The sequence below is a fragment of the Streptomyces marokkonensis genome (assembly GCF_008312835.1).
Classification (GTDB): domain Bacteria; phylum Actinomycetota; class Actinomycetes; order Streptomycetales; family Streptomycetaceae; genus Streptomyces; species Streptomyces marokkonensis_A.
In genome coordinates this window covers 199,635-217,207 of record NZ_VSKS01000006.1, presented here as the reverse complement: position 1 = coordinate 217,207, position 17,573 = coordinate 199,635, and the positions used below count along the sequence as shown (strand labels likewise).

16 protein-coding genes and 1 pseudogene are annotated in these 17,573 nt (G+C 72.0%); 12 read left to right on the top strand and 5 right to left on the bottom strand.

Annotated features, from left to right (window positions below; all coding sequences use genetic code 11):
* Window positions 1-284: 284 nt before the first annotated feature.
* A complete protein-coding gene (locus tag F1615_RS13270) occupies window positions 285-782 on the top strand; it encodes a hypothetical protein (RefSeq protein ID WP_149549148.1) in 498 nt (165 codons plus the stop codon).
* An 86-nt stretch (window positions 783-868) separates the two neighbouring features.
* Here F1615_RS13270 and F1615_RS13265 read toward each other — a convergent pair whose 3' ends face one another.
* Both F1615_RS13265 and F1615_RS36825 read right to left on the bottom strand, forming a co-directional pair.
* Window positions 869-1,633 (bottom strand): DUF4239 domain-containing protein, encoded by a 765-nt coding sequence (locus F1615_RS13265; RefSeq protein WP_149549147.1) that lies wholly within the window; start codon window positions 1,631-1,633, stop codon window positions 869-871.
* Between the two features lie 31 nt (window positions 1,634-1,664).
* Window positions 1,665-1,793 carry a hypothetical protein gene (locus F1615_RS36825; protein WP_280118891.1) on the bottom strand — a complete coding sequence of 43 codons (129 nt, stop codon included), beginning with the start codon at window positions 1,791-1,793 and terminating at the stop codon, window positions 1,665-1,667.
* Window positions 1,794-2,439: 646 nt separating this feature from the next.
* Here F1615_RS36825 and F1615_RS13255 point away from each other — a divergent pair.
* The 4 genes and pseudogenes from F1615_RS13255 to F1615_RS13240 all read left to right on the top strand — a co-directional run.
* On the top strand, window positions 2,440-3,381 hold the full coding sequence (locus F1615_RS13255) for an SCO0930 family lipoprotein (protein ID WP_149549263.1): 942 nt from the start codon (window positions 2,440-2,442) through the stop codon (window positions 3,379-3,381).
* Between the two features lie 274 nt (window positions 3,382-3,655).
* Window positions 3,656-4,468, top strand: coding sequence for an SAM-dependent methyltransferase (locus F1615_RS13250; RefSeq protein WP_149549146.1), 813 nt, complete (start codon window positions 3,656-3,658; stop codon window positions 4,466-4,468).
* The gene (locus F1615_RS13245) at window positions 4,465-6,606 is read left to right on the top strand and encodes a putative bifunctional diguanylate cyclase/phosphodiesterase (RefSeq protein WP_149549145.1); all 2,142 of its coding nucleotides are present in this window, start codon (window positions 4,465-4,467) and stop codon (window positions 6,604-6,606) included. The genes F1615_RS13250 and F1615_RS13245 overlap by 4 nt, the downstream gene beginning before the upstream one ends.
* A gap of 155 nt (window positions 6,607-6,761) precedes the next feature.
* Window positions 6,762-7,049, top strand: a pseudogene (locus tag F1615_RS13240) (DUF4440 domain-containing protein); the annotation flags it as partial.
* 189 nt (window positions 7,050-7,238) lie between these two features.
* Here F1615_RS13240 and F1615_RS13235 read toward each other — a convergent pair.
* On the bottom strand, window positions 7,239-8,123 hold the full coding sequence (locus tag F1615_RS13235; RefSeq protein ID WP_149549144.1) for a LysR family transcriptional regulator: 885 nt from the start codon (window positions 8,121-8,123) through the stop codon (window positions 7,239-7,241).
* Window positions 8,124-8,207: 84 nt separating this feature from the next.
* Between F1615_RS13235 and F1615_RS13230 the strand changes: the two genes are divergently transcribed.
* The 6 genes from F1615_RS13230 to F1615_RS13205 all read left to right on the top strand — a co-directional run bounded on the left by F1615_RS13230 (window position 8,208) and on the right by F1615_RS13205 (window position 14,463).
* On the top strand, window positions 8,208-8,915 hold the full coding sequence (locus tag F1615_RS13230) for a succinate dehydrogenase (protein ID WP_149549143.1): 708 nt from the start codon (window positions 8,208-8,210) through the stop codon (window positions 8,913-8,915).
* A 2-nt stretch (window positions 8,916-8,917) separates the two neighbouring features.
* On the top strand, window positions 8,918-10,867 hold the full coding sequence (locus F1615_RS13225) for a fumarate reductase/succinate dehydrogenase flavoprotein subunit (RefSeq protein WP_149549142.1): 1,950 nt from the start codon (window positions 8,918-8,920) through the stop codon (window positions 10,865-10,867).
* Window positions 10,864-11,613, top strand: coding sequence for a succinate dehydrogenase/fumarate reductase iron-sulfur subunit (locus tag F1615_RS13220; RefSeq protein ID WP_149549141.1), 750 nt, complete (start codon window positions 10,864-10,866; stop codon window positions 11,611-11,613). The genes F1615_RS13225 and F1615_RS13220 overlap by 4 nt, the downstream gene beginning before the upstream one ends.
* Window positions 11,614-11,889: 276 nt before the next feature.
* On the top strand, window positions 11,890-12,666 hold the full coding sequence (locus F1615_RS13215; protein WP_149549140.1) for a GNAT family N-acetyltransferase: 777 nt from the start codon (window positions 11,890-11,892) through the stop codon (window positions 12,664-12,666).
* Window positions 12,663-13,463 (top strand): lysophospholipid acyltransferase family protein, encoded by an 801-nt coding sequence (locus F1615_RS13210; RefSeq protein ID WP_149549139.1) that lies wholly within the window; start codon window positions 12,663-12,665, stop codon window positions 13,461-13,463. The genes F1615_RS13215 and F1615_RS13210 overlap by 4 nt, the downstream gene beginning before the upstream one ends.
* Window positions 13,464-13,566: 103 nt before the next feature.
* Window positions 13,567-14,463, top strand: a complete 897-nt coding sequence (locus tag F1615_RS13205; protein WP_149549138.1) for a DUF2382 domain-containing protein — start codon at window positions 13,567-13,569, stop codon at window positions 14,461-14,463.
* A 430-nt stretch (window positions 14,464-14,893) separates the two neighbouring features.
* Here the strand turns inward: F1615_RS13205 and F1615_RS13200 are convergent, their stop codons facing one another.
* Together F1615_RS13200 and F1615_RS13195 are read right to left on the bottom strand one after the other, a co-directional pair.
* Entirely contained in the window at window positions 14,894-15,190 is a 297-nt protein-coding gene (locus tag F1615_RS13200) for a heavy-metal-associated domain-containing protein (protein ID WP_149549137.1), read from the bottom strand.
* Window positions 15,191-15,360: 170 nt separating this feature from the next.
* The gene (locus F1615_RS13195; RefSeq protein WP_149549136.1) at window positions 15,361-16,008 is read right to left on the bottom strand and encodes a TetR/AcrR family transcriptional regulator; all 648 of its coding nucleotides are present in this window, start codon (window positions 16,006-16,008) and stop codon (window positions 15,361-15,363) included.
* 117 nt (window positions 16,009-16,125) lie between these two features.
* Here F1615_RS13195 and F1615_RS13190 point away from each other — a divergent pair, with 117 nt between their 5' ends.
* Complete coding sequence (locus tag F1615_RS13190) at window positions 16,126-17,559, top strand: MFS transporter (protein ID WP_149549135.1); 1,434 nt, start codon at window positions 16,126-16,128, stop codon at window positions 17,557-17,559.
* The last annotated feature ends 14 nt before the right edge of the window (window positions 17,560-17,573 follow it).

The following is a 17,573-nucleotide window of genomic DNA, read 5'->3' as shown; positions in this document are numbered from 1 at the left end:
AACGCTAGGCCGAGCGCGCGCGACCGGCGACGGGGCGGGGGCGAACGGGTGGCGCGGACGAGGCGGGGTGCGCCATCCGGGGCGGGGGCGGACGAAGATCTTCTGACGGTCCGTGACCTGCGGTGATATGCCCCCGCGCGGTTTCCCGCGAGGGGTGGCCCTCACCGGTACGGACCATTCCCGAAATGCGGGGCCGCGCAGGGCAACTGAGGGTCTTTCTGGGAGGCGCTTTCTCGCCGATCGGACCGGGGACGGGACCCGGGGCGTCTTCCGCGGAGGATCACATGCGTAACTCACGTGCCCTGGCAGCCGCCGGCGCCGCGGCCGCCGTCCTCGGGCTCGCCGCCCCGGCGGCCGTCGCGGACTCCGGCCGGGTTCCCAACCCGTCCAACATCGTCGCCCTGCCCAGCGTCATCGCCCGCGGCGGCCAGCTGACCATCACGGTCGACGGCTGCCCCAACGGCGGCACGGCGACCTCCAACGCGTTCCCCAGGACGAACCTGACGCCCGTCCACGGCGCCCACGACACCTCGAAGGGCACCGCCACCATCAACGAGGACGCCCGCCCCGGTTCCTACGACATCACGGTCCACTGCTCCGGCAGGAGCCTAACCCGCCCGGCCGCCTTCACCGTCATCGGCGGCGTCCGCGGCGGTGTCGGCGGCAGCAGCACCAGCGGGGCCACCCCGACCGACATGGCGATCGGCGGCGCGCTGGTGGCCGCGGCGGTCGCCGGCGGCGGTGTCTTCTGGATGCGCCGCCGCGCCGAGAAGCGGATCTGAGCCGCTGTCCCCCTCGGTTCCGTTCCGCACGTGTTCGACAGGCCGCGCCCCGGATCCCGCCGGATCCGGGGCGAAGCTCTGCCCGGCTAGCTCCCGATGTGCGGGAAGAGCCGCAGGAACGGGTCCGCCGACGCGGCGAGGCCCCGGCTGTAGGGGGCGTCGAAGTCCCAGATGAGGAAGAGCAGGAACGCGATCAGCGCGGAGAACAGCCCGGCGAGGATCAGCTCCCGGCCGGTGCGCCGGATCTGCAGCGCGAAGACCATGCCGATGGTGATGACGGCCCCCGCGACCAGCCCGAACCACACCACGCCCGGCATGGTCTCCCCGGTCGCCCCGGCCCGCGCGCTGCGCGCCTCGTCGGCGGCGGCCACCTGGTCCACCAGCGGCTGGTAGGCCTGGGCCTCGAAGTCCGTCCGCGGCCGGTAGTCGGTGACGTCCCGGCGGACCCGGTCGAGCAGTTCGGTGCCGCGCCCGGTGACCCGGCCGTCGTCGGCCATGGTCCGCCACTCGGTGGTGACGACGTGTCCGACATAGGCGTTGACATCGTCCCGGATGCGGTCGCGCACTTCGGCGGGGTAGACGCGTACGCGCTCGGTGATCTCGTGCAGTGCCACCGCCTCCGCCCGTACGTGTTCCTGTGCGGCGCTGCGTCCCTCCCACACGCCGGCGATCGCCAGACCGAGGACGATGGCGTACACCACACCGATCCACATCGTCATGTACTCGATGACGTCAGGGGTCTCGCTGGGGTCCTCGTCGTCGGCCGCCCTGCGGTGCCGAACCAGGGTGATGACCACCACGACGACGCACGCGGCGAGCATCGCGAGGGTGAGAACAAGCCATTCCGGCAAGAGGTGCCTCCAGAAGGGGTCGGGTCGGTCGTCAGCGCGGACGGAGCGCGGCGACGGCGACCACCGCGGGCGTCGTGATGAGCAGGACGAAGGTGAGCGGCGAGGTGGCGCCACCGGAGCGCTTCCGGGCCGGGGCCGCCCGGTACGGCGGATAGTGCACGGGTGTCACGGACGGCCGCGGCTCGGGCGTGACCGACGGCGTCGGGGCAGGAGGCGGAGGCGGCGCGGGGCGCGACGGCGGGCGCGGCGACGGAGTGGGAGCCGGTGCGGGACGGGCCGGAGGCGGCGCCGGACGGGCCGCGGGCGGTGGCGGTGACGGCGGAGGCGGAGGTGGCTCCGGGGGAGGGCTGGGCCTCGGTGGCGCGGGCGTGGGCGGTGGCGGTGGCGTCGGGGAAGGCGTGGGGGTGGGCGTCGGGGACGGGGCAGGCGGTACGCAGGGCGGAGGATCCGTCCAGGTGAGACTGCCGGCGACCGCCACCGCCTCCGTGCCGCCCGGTCCCGTGGAGGCGTACGCGCAGGCGTCCGCCACCGCCGCGCCGGGGGCGCCGACGAGAGCCCAGACCAGTGCCGTCGCGGCCAACGCGGGTGCGCAGACGCGGGATCGGGTCGGTACGAGTGGGTGCACGACGAGGATCATGAGTCGTGAACCGTCCGGTCACGCGCGGGAGCGGGGTGATTGCCCCGAAGGAGTTAACGAAAGAAATCCGGGCCGCCGTTGAACACAACGCGTACCTCCGTGCGTACCCATCGTCGAGCGGCGGCACAGCAGGGCGCTGCAGGACCCTGGCGATGATGTGGAGTTGACGATGAAGACCTCCTGGCGGACCGCCTCACTGGTGGCGAGCGCCGCGGCGGTGCTGGCCCTGACCACCGCGTGCGGGCAGGACGCCCCGCCGCCCGCCTCCAGCCAGAACGTGGGCGCCACGGCCGCGGCCGGGGACTACGGCAACACGGGCAACGCCGGCAGCGGCGGCGACAAGGCCGGCGGCGGGCAGGCCGCCGCGAGCCCCTCCAACACCGCGGGCGAGCTGAACGTCTCCACCAACGCCGAACTGGGCAAGGTGGTGACCGACAACCTCGGCCTGACCCTGTACCGCTTCGACCAGGACACCGCCGAACCGCCCACGTCCAACTGCGAGGACGACTGCGCCAAGACCTGGCCGCCGGTGCCCGCCGACGACGCCACGGCAGGCGAGGGCATCGACAAGTCCCTGCTCGGGGAGGTCACCCGGGCCGACGGGACCAAGCAGCTCACGGTCGGCGGCTGGCCCGCCTACCGCTACGTCAAGGACGTCAATGCCGGTGACGTCAAGGGACAGGGCGTCGGCGGCAAGTGGTACGCGCTCACTCCCGAGGGCAAGAAGGCGCAGGCGGCCGACCGGGCCGGGCTGTCCACCCGGCAGGACCCGAAGCTCGGCGAGATCGTCGTCGACGAGAACGGCATGACCGTCTACCGCTTCATGAAGGACGAGGCCTGGCCGAAGCCCGTGTCGGCCTGCACCGGCGCCTGCCTGGAGAAGTGGCCGGTGGTGTCGCCGGTCGACTTCGAGGACACCGAGGGCATCCAGAAGAAGGGCTACATGACCTTCACCCGCCCGGACGGAGCCGAACAGCAGACCATCAACTGCTGGCCCATCTACACCTTCGCCGGTGACAAGGCCGCCGGCGACACCAACGGTCAGGGAGTCGGCGGCACCTGGTACGCCGTACGCCCCGACGGAAAGCCGGTCGGCGCTCCGGAGAAGTAACAACCTCCCCAGGGTGTCGTCCACTCCGGATGCCGCCGGCCCCGTGTCCGCCCCTCCGCAGCCCGCGGAGGGGCGGACCGCTGTGCCGTGACGCACCGGGGACTCTCCGGATTCCCGCGGACACGTCTCGTCACGCACAGGAGCGGTCCGACCCGGCACGTGCCACTGGCAGTGACCGGGAACGGATGGTCAATTTCCGTTTGGGGTCGCTCCCTTGGCGGGCGATCAGTAGCCTCTGCTCGAACACCGGATCGCCTACGCCTTGGAGAGATACATGGAGCGTCCCGCCTGGGCCCCCCGGAGCATCGACATCACGGTGCCCAGCGTCTCCCGGATGTACGACTTCTACCTGGGCGGTTCGCACAACTTCGAGGTCGACCGGCAAGCGGCCCGCCAGGCCATGGAGTTCATGCCGGGACTGCCCAAGATCATGCAGGCGAACCGGGCGTTCATGCGGCGGGCGGTGCGTTTCGCCGTCGCCGAGGGCATCACCCAGTTCCTGGACATCGGCTCCGGCATCCCGACGTTCGGCAACGTCCACGAGGTGGCCCAGGCGGCCGACCCGGACGCACGCGTGATGTACGTCGACCACGACCCCGTGGCCGTGGCGCACAGCCAGGCGGTTCTCGACGGCAACGACCGGGCGGACATCCTCGCCGCGGACCTCCGCAAGCCGCAGGAGATCCTGGCCAGTCCCGAAGTGCTCCGACTGATCGACCTGAATCGGCCAGTGGCGCTGCTTCTCGTTGCCATACTGCACTTCGTGGAAGACGCGGACGACCCGTATGCGGCGGTGACCGAACTGCGCGAGGCCCTCGCGCCCGGCAGCATGCTCGTGCTCACCCATGCCTCGTACGACGGGATTCCGCTGCCGCCGGAGCGGGCCGAGGGGGCGGTGGACGTGTACCAGAACATTCGCAACCCGCTGATCATGCGCACGCGCGACGAGATCGCGCGGTTCTTCGAGGGGTACGACATGGTGGAACCCGGACTGGTGCCGATGCCGCAGTGGCGGCCGGACACCGCACCGGAGGACGAGGATCCCTATGCCTTCTCCGGTTTCGCGGGCGTGGGGCGTACGGCGTGAGCGCGGAGCCGGACGGGCCGGAGGACAGACTGCGCCGGTTCGCGACGATCTGGAGCCGGGCGGTCTACCCGGTGACCTCCACCTCGTCGACCCGCCCGGAGTTCGAGGAGCGTCTGCTGCCGCTGGCCCGCCGGCTGAGCGAGGCACTGCGGGCCAGGTCCTTCGACGCGGACGCGGGCAGGACGGCCGGCGCGGCCCTGGTGGAGGCGCACTGCACCGACCCGGAGGCGCTCAGCCGGACCCTCGACTGCGTGGACGCCTATCTCGTCCTGTACTGCGGCGGGGACGGCGACCGCGAGGACCTCAGGGCACGCAGCGCCAGGCTCCAGCACGCCATGGCCGCGGGGTTCGCGCGGGCGCTGCGCGAGCGGACGCTGGCCGAACAGGAGGCCATCGCCCAGGCCGCGCTGGAGGCGCAGGGCGTCGTGGCGCAGGCGCTGCACGCCACCGAGGCCCGGTTCCGCGCGGTGTTCGAGGGCGCGGCGATAGGCATCGGCATCGCCGACCTCGAGGGCAACGTCCTGCAGGTCAACGGCGCGCTGCGGCGCATGTTCGGACTCTCCGAGCAGGGGCTTCGCGGCCGCAACGTCAGGGACTGGGTCCACCCCGACGACGCCCCGCAGACCTGGCGGCTCTACGACGAGCTGGTGAGCGGCGAGCGCGAGCACTACCACCTGGAGAAGGCGTTCCACCGCCCGGACGGAACGGTCCTGTGGACCAATCTGACGGTGTCCCTGCTCCGCGATCCCGACGGCGAGCCGCAGTACCAGCTCGCCCTCATGGAGGACACCACCGAGCGGCGGCTGCTCAACCTCCGGCTGCGGTACGAGGCCACCCACGACGCGCTCACCGGACTGCCCAACCGGACGTTCTTCTTCGAGCGTCTGGAGAAGGCGCTCGGCGCCGGCGAGGGCCAGCGGTTCGGGCTGTGCTACCTCGACCTGGACGGCTTCAAGACCGTCAACGACAGCCTCGGGCACGCGGCCGGCGACCGGCTGCTCGTCGAGGTCGCCGACCGGCTCCAGGCCTGCGCCACCGCGCCCGGCGAGATGGTGGCCCGGCTCGGCGGCGACGAGTTCGTGGCCCTGACCACCGGATCCGACACCGAACGCACCGTCGACGAGCTCGCGGCCCGCATCATGAACGCGCTGCTCGCCCCGATCAGCGTCGACGGCCGGGAGCTGACCGTGCGCGGCAGCATCGGCATCGTCGAGGGACCGGCAGGGGAGCGCAGCGCGGCGGAGGTGCTGCGCAGCGCCGACATCACCATGTACCGGGCCAAGTCGGCGGGCGGCAACCGGTTCGAGCTCGCCGACCCGGAGGCCGACGCCCGCGCCATCACCCGGCACGGGCTCACCACGGCGCTGCCGACGGCCCTGGACCGGGGCGAGTTCTTCATCGAGTACCAGCCGCTGGTCCACCTCGGCGACGGCAGCGTCCGGGGCGCCGAGGCGCTGGTGCGCTGGCTGCACCCGCAGCACGGCGTGCTGTCCCCGGACCGGTTCATCCCGCTCGCCGAGCACACGGGGCTGATCGTTCCGCTGGGCCGCTGGGTGCTGGAGCAGTCGGTGCGCCAGGCCCGCGAGTGGCGGGACCGGCACGGGGGAGAGGCGCTCGGTCCGCTGCGCATCAACGTGAACCTCTCGCCCTGCCAGCTCACCCACCCCGGGCTGGTCCAGGACACCGTGGACATCCTGGAACGCACCGGCGTGGCTCCCGAGGCGCTGTGCCTCGAGGTGACCGAGTCGGCGCTGATCGGAGCGGACGACGATCTCCTCAAGCCCCTGCGCCGCCTGGCGGAGATGGGCGTCGACATCGCCCTCGACGACTTCGGCACCGGCTACTCCAACCTCGCCAACCTGCGCCGCCTCCCGGTGAGCGTCCTGAAGCTCGACCGCTCCTTCACCCAGAGCATGCAGCAGTTCCCGGCCGACCCCGTCGACCTGAAGATCGTCGAGGGGATCGTGTCCCTGGCCCACAGCCTCGACCTCGCGGTCACGGTGGAGGGCGTGGAGACGGGCGCCCAGGCCGAACAGCTCCGCATCCTCGGCTGCGACACGGCCCAGGGCTGGTACTACGCCCGCCCGGGCCCGCCGGACCGGCTGCACGAGCTGGCCCTGGTGGACGCTACGGGCTAGGGCCCAGCGGCTCGGGGCGTACGGCGGCCGCGGGCCGGTTGTGGCTCGTCGCGCCCACGCGGCGGAGCCGCACAGGTGCCGGCCCCGCGCCCCTGGGGGTGCGGCTCTCACGGACGGAGAAGGATCACGTGGGGACGGACCAGGAGAGGGAATCGGTGACCGCGGCGGTCGAGGGGGAGCTGCGGCTCATGGACCCGGCCGTCCGTTCCTCGCGTGCCGAGGTGGTGCGCCTGCTGGACCCGGAGTTCACCGAGGTGGGCGCCTCGGGGCGGCGCTACACGTACGCCGAGATGATCGCCGAGCTGCACGACCACCCGGGCGGCTCGGCGGACGGCCCGGTCTACGAGCCGTCGGAGATCACCGGCGTCCTGCTGGCCCCCGGCCTGGTGCACCTCACCTACGAGACCCGCTTCGACGGGCGCCGGGCCCTGCGCAGCTCCCTGTAGCGCAAGCAGGACGATCGAACAGGCTGGCGCATGTACTACCACCAGGGCACCCCCGCCTAGGGGCGCGGGCCGTGCCGATGTGCGGCACCGCCCGTGTGGGCGTGAACGGGGGTCCGGGGCGGAGCCCCCGGGGACGGGCAGGGGAGGGGCGGCGGGGGCGAAAATCCTCATGCGCCCACACCCGCGTCAGCGCTCCAGCAGCATCCGCTGCAACTCCCGCGCCGCCCGAGGCGGAGCCACGTCACTGCGGTGCGCCAGGGCGATGGCCCGGTACAGGCCCGGCCGGGCGAGCGGAGCCACCCGCAGCCCGTGTCCCGACCGCGCGGCCACCATCCTCGGCACCACCGCCACCCCCAGCCCCGCCCGCACGAACCCCAGCACCGCGTCCATCTCCCCGCCCTCCACCGCGAACTCCGGCTCGAAGCCCTCGGCCCGGCACGCGGCCACCGTCAGCTCACGCAGGTCGTAGCCGTGCCGGAACATCACCAGCCGCTCACCCTCCAGATCGGCGATGCGCACGGTGCGCCGGCCCCGCCCCGGCCGGGGGACGTCCGGCGAGGACACCACCACCAGGTCCTCCCGCAGCAGCTCCACCGTGGTCAGCGCGGGCGACGGCGTCGGCAGCGGCAGGACCACCAGGGCGAGATCCAGCGCGCCCCGGGCCAGTTCCCGCACCAGATCGTGCGAGCCGCCCTCCTCGACCAGCAGCCGGACGCCCGGATACCGGTCGTGGAACGCGCGCAGCACGTCCGGCAGCAGACCGGTGCACAGACTCGGCGTCGCCCCCAGCCGCACCCGCCCGCTGCGCAGTTGCGCCACCTCCTGCACCTCGTGCCGCGCGGTGTCCGCGTCGGCCAGGATCCGCCGCGCGAGGGGCAGCAGGGCCTCGCCCGCGTCGGTCAGCGTGATGTTCCCCCGGGCCCGCCGGAACAGATCCGCCCCCAGCTCCCGCTCCAGCGCCTTGATCTGCTGTGACAGGGAGGGCTGTGCGACATGGACCCGTTCCGCGGCCCGGGTGAAGTGCCTGGTCTCGGCGACGGCCACGAAGTACTGGAGCTGCTGGAACTGCATGCTCCCATCATAGGCGCACCCTATCGAAACGAGCCGGACCATGTCTTGGACCGATGGGGCCCTTCGGCCCTAGCGTCTGGTGGTATGGCTCTGGCAACGCGGACGGACCGACGGCCGTCCATGGCACGCACCGTGTGGGACTCGACCGTCGGCAAGAAGACAGTGATGGCGGTCAGCGGCCTCATCATGCTGCTGTACCTGGTCGTCCACATGATCGGGAACCTGAAGATCTTCTTCGGGGCTGGCGAGTTCAACCACTACGCCCACTGGCTGCGTACGGTCGGCGAACCGTTCATGCACTACGAGTGGACGCTGTGGATCGTCCGCGTCGTCCTCGTCGCCGCGGTGGTCGCCCACGCCGTCTCCGCCTACCAGCTCAGCCGCCGCGACATCAGGGCGCGCCCCAGCAAGTACGTGCACAAGAAGCCGCGCGCCAGCTACGCCACGCGCACCATGCGCTGGGGCGGCGTCATCCTCGCCCTGTTCATCGTCTGGCACCTCCTCGACCTGACCACCGGCACCGTGCACTCCGGCGGCTTCGAGACGGGCAAGCCGTACCAGAACGTCGTGGACACCTTCTCCACCTGGTACGGCAACGTCATCTACATCGTCGCGATGCTCGCCGTGGGCCTGCACGTCCGGCACGGCTTCTGGAGCGCCGCCCAGACCCTCGGAGTCGGCAGCCGCACCCGCGACCGCGCCCTCAAGACCACCGCCAATGCCCTCGCGCTGCTGCTCACGGCCGGCTTCCTCGCCGTCCCCGTGGCCGTCATGACCGGAGTGGTGAGCTGACCATGACTTCCTACACCGAGTACGCGACCGGCGAGCCGGTCGCCGACACCAAGGCCCCCGCGGGACCGGTCCACGAGCGCTGGGACAAGCGCCGCTTCGAGGCCAAGCTGGTCAACCCCGCCAACCGCCGGGGCAAGACCGTCATCGTCGTCGGCACCGGCCTCGCCGGCGGCTCCGCCGGTGCCACGCTCGCCGAACAGGGCTACCGCGTCGTCCAGTTCTGCTACCAGGACTCCCCGCGCCGCGCCCACTCCATCGCCGCGCAGGGCGGCATCAACGCGGCGAAGAACTACCGCAACGACGGCGACTCCGTCCACCGCCTGTTCTACGACACCGTCAAGGGCGGCGACTTCCGCTCCCGCGAGTCCAACGTCCACCGCCTCGCCCAGATCTCCGTCGAGATCATCGACCAGTGCGTGGCCCAGGGTGTGCCCTTCGCCCGCGAGTACGGCGGACTGCTCGACACCCGCTCCTTCGGCGGCGTGCAGGTCTCCCGCACCTTCTACGCGCGCGGCCAGACGGGCCAGCAGCTCCTCCTCGGCGCCTACCAGGCCCTCAGCCGGCAGATCGCCGCGGGCAACGTCGAGATGCACCCGCGCACCGAGATGCTCGACCTGATCGTCGTCGACGGGCGGGCCCGCGGCATCGTCGCCCGGGACCTGATCACCGGGAAGATCGACACGTACTTCGCGGACGCCGTCGTCCTCGCCAGCGGCGGCTACGGCAACGTCTTCTACCTGTCGACGAACGCCATGAACTCCAACGCCACCGCGATCTGGCGGGCGCACCGGCGCGGCGCGTACTTCGCCAACCCCTGCTTCACCCAGATCCACCCGACCTGCATCCCGCGCACCGGCGACCACCAGTCCAAGCTGACGCTGATGAGCGAGTCGCTGCGCAACGACGGCCGGATCTGGGTGCCGAAGGCCAAGGGCGACACCCGCCCGCCGAACCGGATCCCCGAGGACGAGCGCGACTACTACCTGGAGCGCATCTACCCCTCCTTCGGCAACCTCGTGCCGCGCGACATCGCCTCCCGCGCCGCGAAGAACGTCTGCGACGAGGGCAGGGGAGTGGGCCCCGGCGGCCAGGGCGTCTACCTCGACTTCGACGACGCCGTCAAGCGGATGGGCCGGGGGGCCGTCGAGGCCAAGTACGGCAACCTCTTCGACATGTACCAGCGGATCACCGACGAGGATCCGTACCAGGTGCCGATGCGGATCTACCCGGCCGTGCACTACACGATGGGCGGCCTGTGGGTCGACTACGACCTCCAGACCACCGTCCCGGGCCTGTTCGCGATCGGTGAGGCCAACTTCTCCGACCACGGCGCCAACCGGCTCGGCGCCTCCGCGCTGATGCAGGGCCTGGCCGACGGCTACTTCGTCCTCCCGGCCACCATCAACGACTACCTGGCCCGCAACCCGCACCAGGACGAGGTGACCCACGGCCACCCGGTGGTGCGGGAGGTGCTGGCCGAGACCCAGGACCGCCTCGGCCGGCTCCTGTCGGCCGACGGCGACCGCACCCCCGACTCCTTCCACCGCGAGGTCGGCGAACTCATGTGGGAGTTCTGCGGCATGTCCCGCACCGAGTCCGGCCTGCGCAAGGCGCTGGAGCGCATCCCGCAGATCCGCGAGGAGTTCTGGCGGCGCATCAAGGTCCCCGGCACCGGTGAGGAGTTCAACCAGTCACTGGAGAAGGCCAACCGCATCGTGGACTACCTGGAACTCGCGGAGCTGATGTGCCTCGACGCGCTGCACCGCGCCGAGTCCTGCGGCGGCCACTTCCGCGAGGAGTCCCAGACCCCGGACGGTGAGGCAGCCCGCAAGGACGACGAGTTCTCCTACGCCGCCGCGTGGCAGTTCACCGGCACCGGCGAGGCTCCCGTCCTGCACAAGGAAGACCTGGTCTTCGAGTACGTCCACCCCACCCAGCGGAGCTACGCATGAAGCTCAACCTGCGCGTCTGGCGGCAGAAGAACGCCGACGCCGAAGGCGCCATGTCCACGTACGAGGTGGACGGCATCTCGCCCGAGATGTCCTTCCTGGAGATGCTCGACACCCTCAACGAGGAGCTCATCCTCAGGGGCGAGGACCCGGTCGCCTTCGACCACGACTGCCGCGAGGGCATCTGCGGCGCCTGCTCGCTCGTCATCAACGGCGACGCCCACGGGCCCGAGCGCACCACCACCTGCCAGCTGCACATGCGGTCCTTCAAGGACGGCGACACCATCGACGTCGAACCGTGGCGGGCGTCCGCCTTCCCGGTCGTGAAGGACCTGGTGGTCGACCGGTCGGCCTTCGACCGCATCATCCAGGCCGGCGGCTACATCACGGCGCCGACCGGCTCGGCGCCCGAGGCGCACGCCACGCCGGTGCCGAAGCCGGACGCGGACCTGGCGTTCGAGCACGCGGAGTGCATCGGATGCGGGGCGTGTGTCGCGGCGTGCCCCAACGGGGCGGCGATGCTCTTCACCTCCGCCAAGGTGAATCACCTCAATGTGCTGCCGCAGGGGGCGCCCGAACGCGAGACCAGGGTGCTGGACATGGTGGCGCAGATGGACGAGGAGGGGTTCGGGGGGTGCACCCTGGCCGGGGAGTGCGCCACCGCCTGCCCGAAGGGCATTCCGCTGACCTCCATCACGGGAATGAACAAGGAGTGGCTGCGGGCCACTCGCAAGGCGGCGAAGCGGTAGCGCCGTGCGGCGGCAGCTTGTGGCCCGGCCGCGGGCCGCATGTGGCTTGTCGCCCAGTTCCCCGCGCCCCCGTGGGGCGCTTCAGTGAACGTCTGCCGAAAGGTGCGGACGGACGGGGCCGGGAGAGGTGCTCCTTCCGGCCCCGTCTCACCTCCCGCTCCGGTCATTCAGCATCTCCACACCCCTACTCCCGGCTCCGGTCACGTACACGCCAACCCGGGTCGGGAGAACTGGGGTGTCCCCACTCCCGCTCCGGCGCGTGACCAGGAGAGAGCCATGACCGGCGTGCTGACCGTCGACCACCCTCCGCAGCCCACCGCACCCACCCGCTACACCGTCACCCTGGCCCGCGACGAGGAGGACGTGCGCGCCGCCCAGCGGCTGCGGTACGACGTCTTCGCGGGGGAGATGGGCGCGCTGCTGTCCGGCCCGCAGCCCGGACTGGACGTCGACCCCTTCGACGCCTACTGCGACCACCTGCTCGTACGCGAGGAGACGAGCGGGCAGGTCGTCGGAACGTACCGGCTGCTGCCGCCGGAGCGCGCCGGGATCGCCGGACGGCTGTACGCGGAGGGCGAGTTCGACCTGTCGGGACTCGATTCGATACGGCCGTCGCTCGTCGAGGTCGGCCGCTCCTGTGTGCACCCCGACCACCGTGACGGCGCGGTCATCGGACTCATCTGGGCCGGTATCGCCCGCTACATGACCGACCGGGGACACGCCTGGCTGGCCGGCTGCTGTTCCGTCCCGCTCGCCGACGGGGGCGCGCTCGCCTCCGCCGCCTGGGACCGCGTGCGGGCCAGGCACCTCGCGCCCGAGGAGTACCGGGTGCGCCCGCTGCTGCCCTGGCGGCCGCTGAAGGCGTCCTCCGCGGCCACCCCCGCGGAACTGCCCGCCCTGCTGCGCGGCTACCTCCGGCTCGGCGCCTGGGTCTGCGGGGAGCCCGCGCACGACGTGGACTTCGGCGTCGCCGACCTCTACGTGCTGCTGCCGATGGACCGGGTCAACCCCCGCTACCTGCGGCACTTCCTCTCCCTGGTCCCCGCCCGGTGAGCGTCTGGCTGCCGGGCGCGCCCTGCACCCCGCGGGGCTGCGTCGACCCCACGGCGACCGCGGCGGCCGTCCCGCTGGCCGTGCTCAGGCTGGCCGTGGTCGGGCTCGTGCTGGCCGCCGGGATCGCGCTGCTGCCGCTCGGGCGGTGGATCCCGGCGGGGGCCGTACGCCGGTGGTGCCGCTGGATCGTGCGGGCAGCCGGGGTCCGGGTCAGCTTCACCGGCGCCGCCGCCCCCACGGGCGGACTGCTGCTCGTCGCCAACCACATCTCCTGGCTGGACGTACCCCTGCTCGCCGCGGTCCGCCCGGCTCACATGCTGGCCAAGTCGGAGGTACGCCGCTGGCCCGTGGCGGGGGCGCTGGCCGCGCGCGGCGGGGTGCTGTTCATCGACCGCGCCCGGCTGCGCGCACTGCCGGACACGGTCGCCGCGCTGGCCGGTGTGCTGCGCGGCGGCGCGGCGGTCGCGGCGTTCCCGGAGGGCAGCACCTGGTGCGGGCGGGCCCAGGGCACCTTCCGCCGCGCGGTCTTCCAGGCGGCTCTGGACGCAGGGGTTCCGGTGCAGCCGGTCCGCATCCGCTACCGGAACCCGCGGGGCGGGGCGGCCACCGCGGCCGCGTTCGTCGGTGACGACACCCTGATCGCCTCGCTGTGGCGGGTGGCGTCGGCCCGTGGCGTCACCGCCGAGGTCGAGGTGCGGGCACCCATCACGCCGGGGCGCCACGGGGACCGCCGTGCGCTGGCGCGCGCGGCACAGCCGGAGGCCGCGGCGGGGCGCGGGAGCAGTGACCACGGGTGAGCACTGTCGAAAATTAAGTGCCTTTTGTGCCTTTTGCACTGTTTTCCGCGACTCGAGCAGGAGAACCGGAGGGGAGCGACCCCCGAAGGGAGGGTGATGGAAGATGATCACCCGCGAAGAGATCTCGATCCTGCTGGATCACCCCGTGTACGACGGGGACGGCAACAAGATCGGCGACGCGAAGCACGTCTTCCTCGACGACGCGAGCGGACGCCCCGAGTGGGTGACCGTCAAAACGGGCATGTTCGGTTCCAACGAGTCGTTCGTACCGATCCGCGACGCCGCTCTGGTGCAGGACCACCTCGAGGTCCCCTACCGCAAGGACAAGATCAAGAACGCCCCCAACGTCGACATCGACGCGGGCGGCCACCTGTCGATGGACGAGGAGCAGCGCCTGTACGACTACTACGGCATCAACTGGGACTCGGTCCTGGGTGAACCGGAAGAGGGTGAGCGGACCTCCGGCACGGGTACGGCCGGTACCGCGGGTGCCGCCGGAGCGGCGGGCGCGGCCGGGCTCCGGGACGACACCTTCCGGGAGGCGGGCGCGCCCCGCACCACCGGCGAGGCCCGCACCGGACCGCGTGACGACGCCATGACCCGCTCCGAGGAGGAGATGCACGTCGGCGTCGAACGGCGCGAGACCGGACGGGCCAGGCTGCGCAAGTACGTGGTCACCGAGGAGGTCCAGCAGACCGTGCCCGTGCGCCACGAGGAAGTGCGCGTGGAGCGTGAGCCGATCACGGACGCCAACCGTGACGAGGCCATGTCGGGCCCGGACATCTCGGAGGCCGAGCACGAGGTCACCCTGCACGAGGAACGCGCTGTCGTGACGACCGAGACGGTCCCGGTGGAGCGGGTCAGGATGACCACCGAGGAGACGTCGGAGGAGGAGACGGTCCGCGGTCAGGTCCGCAAGGAACGCATCGAGGCCGAGACCGAGACGGAGGACAGGACCGGCCGCCACGGCCGTGACGTCCCCGGGAAGGGCAGGGAGTAGACAGCCCCGCCCCCGCGGCCAGGACGAGCGACGCGCCGGTGCACGGTCACCGGCGCGTCGCCCTGTCTCAGGCTCTCCGAACGGGTTCCCGTCGGCGCGTTTGGAAAGGTCATGTCGACCGTCGGTCCACGGCACTGGTGGGCGCTGGTCGTCCTCGCCGCAAGCCGGGAATCCGGGGACCCTCCGGTGCGCATGGCCTCACCCGCACCGCTCCGGCCCCGGCCGTATGCCTGACCGAGGGCGGGGACGGCGCGGGATCGCCGTGCGCCGGCCGCGGGCGCAGTTCCGGACATGCCCGCGCACACCCGGCGCCGGTCTGCTAACGGGTGTGACGGGCCGGGACGCACGGCTTCGCCTCAGCGATGCGGTGCGTCCCGGCGCGGAAGGTGGTGCGCGGTACGTGCCCGGGCCGGACGGCCGGGCGGGAGCGTCAGGCCCGGCCGACGAGTTCGTAACCGGCCTCGTCGACGGCGTCCCGCACGGCGTCCTCGTCGAGCGGGGCGGCGGAGGTGACCGTGACCTCGCCGGTCCTGGCCACGGCCGTGACCGCGGTCACCCCGTCGAGGGCGGATATCTCCTGCGAGACCGCCCCCTCGCAGTGGCCGCAGGTCATGCCGGACACCTTGAAGACGGTCGTGACGCCGGCGCCCGCGACGTCGGTCGCGGCGCCGGAGCCGCAGGAGCCGTCGGAAGAGCAGCAGGATCCGGAGTTCGTCTGGGTGGTCATGGGTGCTCCCTCAGGGTCTGAACGTGTGGGTCTGCCGTCGGAGAAGCGCATGTCCTCGGACTCGCCCCCCGACCACGAACCACTATACCCCCAGGGGGTATGAAGAAGCGAAAGGTGTGTCCCCGCCCCGGGGTGAAGGGGTCCGTGCGCGAGGGGAGGCGGGGTGGCGGCTAGGCCGGCCGCGGGCCGTAATGGGCCAGGAACATGTCGACGCCGCTGGTGATGAGGCGCTCGGTGAGGTCGTCGTCGATCTGCGTGCCGTAGGTGCCGAAGACCATGTGCGGAAAGACCAGGAGGGCGTAGAGCTGGATGACGGCCGCCTCGAGGTCCGGGATCGCCAGCCGCCCCTGCTCGTCCAGGGTGCGCAGCGTCGTCGCGACGGCGGGGTGATGCCCCTGGGCTCCGTGGTGCTGCCAGGCCCGGCCCAGTTCGGGGAAGCGGTGCGCCTCGGCGGCCACGAGGTTGCGCAGGGCGGCGACCTCGTCGTTGGTGCGCACCGAGTGCACCCATCTGCGGGCGGCGTCGAGGAGGGCCGGGCGGAGGTCCTCCGCCTCCGTCAGTCGTTCGAGCGCGGCCGACGCGTCCTCTGTGAGGGGCTCGTCGAGGGCGCCCGTGACGACCGCCGTGAAGAGGGCTTCCTTGCTGCCGAAGTGGTTGTAGACGGTCACCTTGGACACGCCGGCCGCGGCGGCGATGGCGTCCATGCCGACGCCGAAGCCCTCCCGCAGGAACCGCTCGCGCGCCGCCCGCACGATGGCCTGCCGCTTGAGCTCCGCACGGGGTCCGGCCGGGAGGCGCCTGGTGCTTTCCGCGCTCATGGACAGGACCTTAGCACTCATCTGAACTGAACAGTTGAGTTCAGATAAACTGAACGGCACAGTTCAGATGTGCCACCGGCTCTCGCCCGCACGCCGTCTCGCCTCAAGGACCTGGTCATGACTCACGTCGCTTCCGACACCCCGCACGCACCGGACCACCCCGCCCCGCCACCCGAACCACGCCGCTGGGCCGCCCTCGCGCTCGTCTGTCTGGCTCAGTTCATGCTGATCCTCGACGTCACCGTGGTGAACGTCGCCCTGCCCGATATGGCCGCCGACCTGGACCTCGGCCGGTCGACGCTGACCTGGGCCGTCACCGCCTACACCCTCTGCTTCGGCGGACTGATGCTGCTCGGCGGCCGTCTCGCCGACGCTCTCGGCGCGCGCCGCACCCTGCTCGCCGGCCTCGCCGTCTTCACCGCCGCGTCGCTGATCACCGGACTGGCCGGGAACGCCCCGGTCCTGCTCGGAGGACGCATCGCCCAGGGCATCGGCGCCGCCTTGCTGTCACCGTCCGCGCTGTCGGTCGTGACCACGACCTTCCACGGTGCGGAGCGCAACAGGGCCCTGGGCGTGTGGGCGGCGATCGGCGGGTCGGGTGCCGCGGCCGGTGTCCTGGTCGGCGGGGCGCTCACCGAGGGCCCCGGCTGGCAGTGGGTCTTCTACGTCAACGTCCCCGTCGGCCTCCTTGTCATGGCCGCCCTCCCCGCCTTCGTGGCGGCCCGGGCGCCGCAACCCGCAAGGCTCGACGTGCCCGGTGCGCTGCTGGTCACGGGGGGCACCGGTGCGCTGATCTTCGGGCTGGTGGAGGTGGGCGACTCGGGGTGGGCGGATCCCGTCACCCTGCTGGCGCTGGCCGGAGCGGTCCTGGCGTACGGACTGTTCGCCGTCGCCGAGCGGGCGAGCCGGGCCCCGCTGATGGATCTGCGCATGTTCACCCGGCGGCCCGTCCTCGCCGGGGCGTTCCTGATGCTGATCGCCACCGCGCTGTTGATCGCCTTCTTCTTCCTCGGGTCCGTCCACCTCCAGCACCTGCGAGGCTTCAGCCCACTGGAGACCGGTCTGTTCTTCCTCCCCGTGGCCGTCGCCACCGGTATCGGCGCGCACCTGGGATCCCGCCTCGTCGGCAGGATCGGCAGCCGCACCACGGCCGTCGCCGGCATGGCGATCGCGGCCGCCGGGACCGTACCGCTGACCCGGCTGTCGGACACCGGCAGTGCGTACGCCGCCCTGCTGCCGGGCTTCGCGGTCGCCTCGCTCGGCATCGGCGCCGTCTTCGTCACCGCAACCACCACCGCGCTCGCCATGGTCGAGCACCGCGAGGCGGGTCTGGCCTCCGGCGTCGTCAACACCTTCCACGAGGTGGGCGGATCCATCGGTGTCGCGGTCGTGTCGACCGTCGCGGCCTCCGGCATCGAACACGGTACGGCCGGCGGCTTCACGGACGCGTTCACCGTGTGCGCGGTCACAGCCGGCGCCGGCGCGGTCGTGGCCCTGGGACTCGTACCGCGCGGGAAACCGCAGACGACCGGCGGACCGCATGTGCACTGAGCCCTCGCCGCTCG

Excerpts from the sequence above, each read along its gene's own strand:
- F1615_RS13270 (WP_149549148.1), top strand. The coding sequence starts at position 285 with ATGCGTAACTCACGTGCCCTGGCAGCCGCCGGCGCCGCGGCCGCCGTC.
- F1615_RS13255 (WP_149549263.1), top strand. The coding sequence starts at position 2,440 with ATGAAGACCTCCTGGCGGACCGCCTCACTGGTGGCGAGCGCCGCGGCG.
- F1615_RS13250 (WP_149549146.1), top strand. The coding sequence starts at position 3,656 with ATGGAGCGTCCCGCCTGGGCCCCCCGGAGCATCGACATCACGGTGCCC.
- F1615_RS13235 (WP_149549144.1), bottom strand. The coding sequence starts at position 8,123 with ATGCAGTTCCAGCAGCTCCAGTACTTCGTGGCCGTCGCCGAGACCAGG.
- F1615_RS13230 (WP_149549143.1), top strand. The coding sequence starts at position 8,208 with ATGGCTCTGGCAACGCGGACGGACCGACGGCCGTCCATGGCACGCACC.
- F1615_RS13225 (WP_149549142.1), top strand. The coding sequence starts at position 8,918 with ATGACTTCCTACACCGAGTACGCGACCGGCGAGCCGGTCGCCGACACC.
- F1615_RS13220 (WP_149549141.1), top strand. The coding sequence starts at position 10,864 with ATGAAGCTCAACCTGCGCGTCTGGCGGCAGAAGAACGCCGACGCCGAA.
- F1615_RS13215 (WP_149549140.1), top strand. The coding sequence starts at position 11,890 with ATGACCGGCGTGCTGACCGTCGACCACCCTCCGCAGCCCACCGCACCC.
- F1615_RS13205 (WP_149549138.1), top strand. The coding sequence starts at position 13,567 with ATGATCACCCGCGAAGAGATCTCGATCCTGCTGGATCACCCCGTGTAC.
- F1615_RS13200 (WP_149549137.1), bottom strand. The coding sequence starts at position 15,190 with ATGACCACCCAGACGAACTCCGGATCCTGCTGCTCTTCCGACGGCTCC.
- F1615_RS13195 (WP_149549136.1), bottom strand. The coding sequence starts at position 16,008 with ATGAGCGCGGAAAGCACCAGGCGCCTCCCGGCCGGACCCCGTGCGGAG.
- F1615_RS13190 (WP_149549135.1), top strand. The coding sequence starts at position 16,126 with ATGACTCACGTCGCTTCCGACACCCCGCACGCACCGGACCACCCCGCC.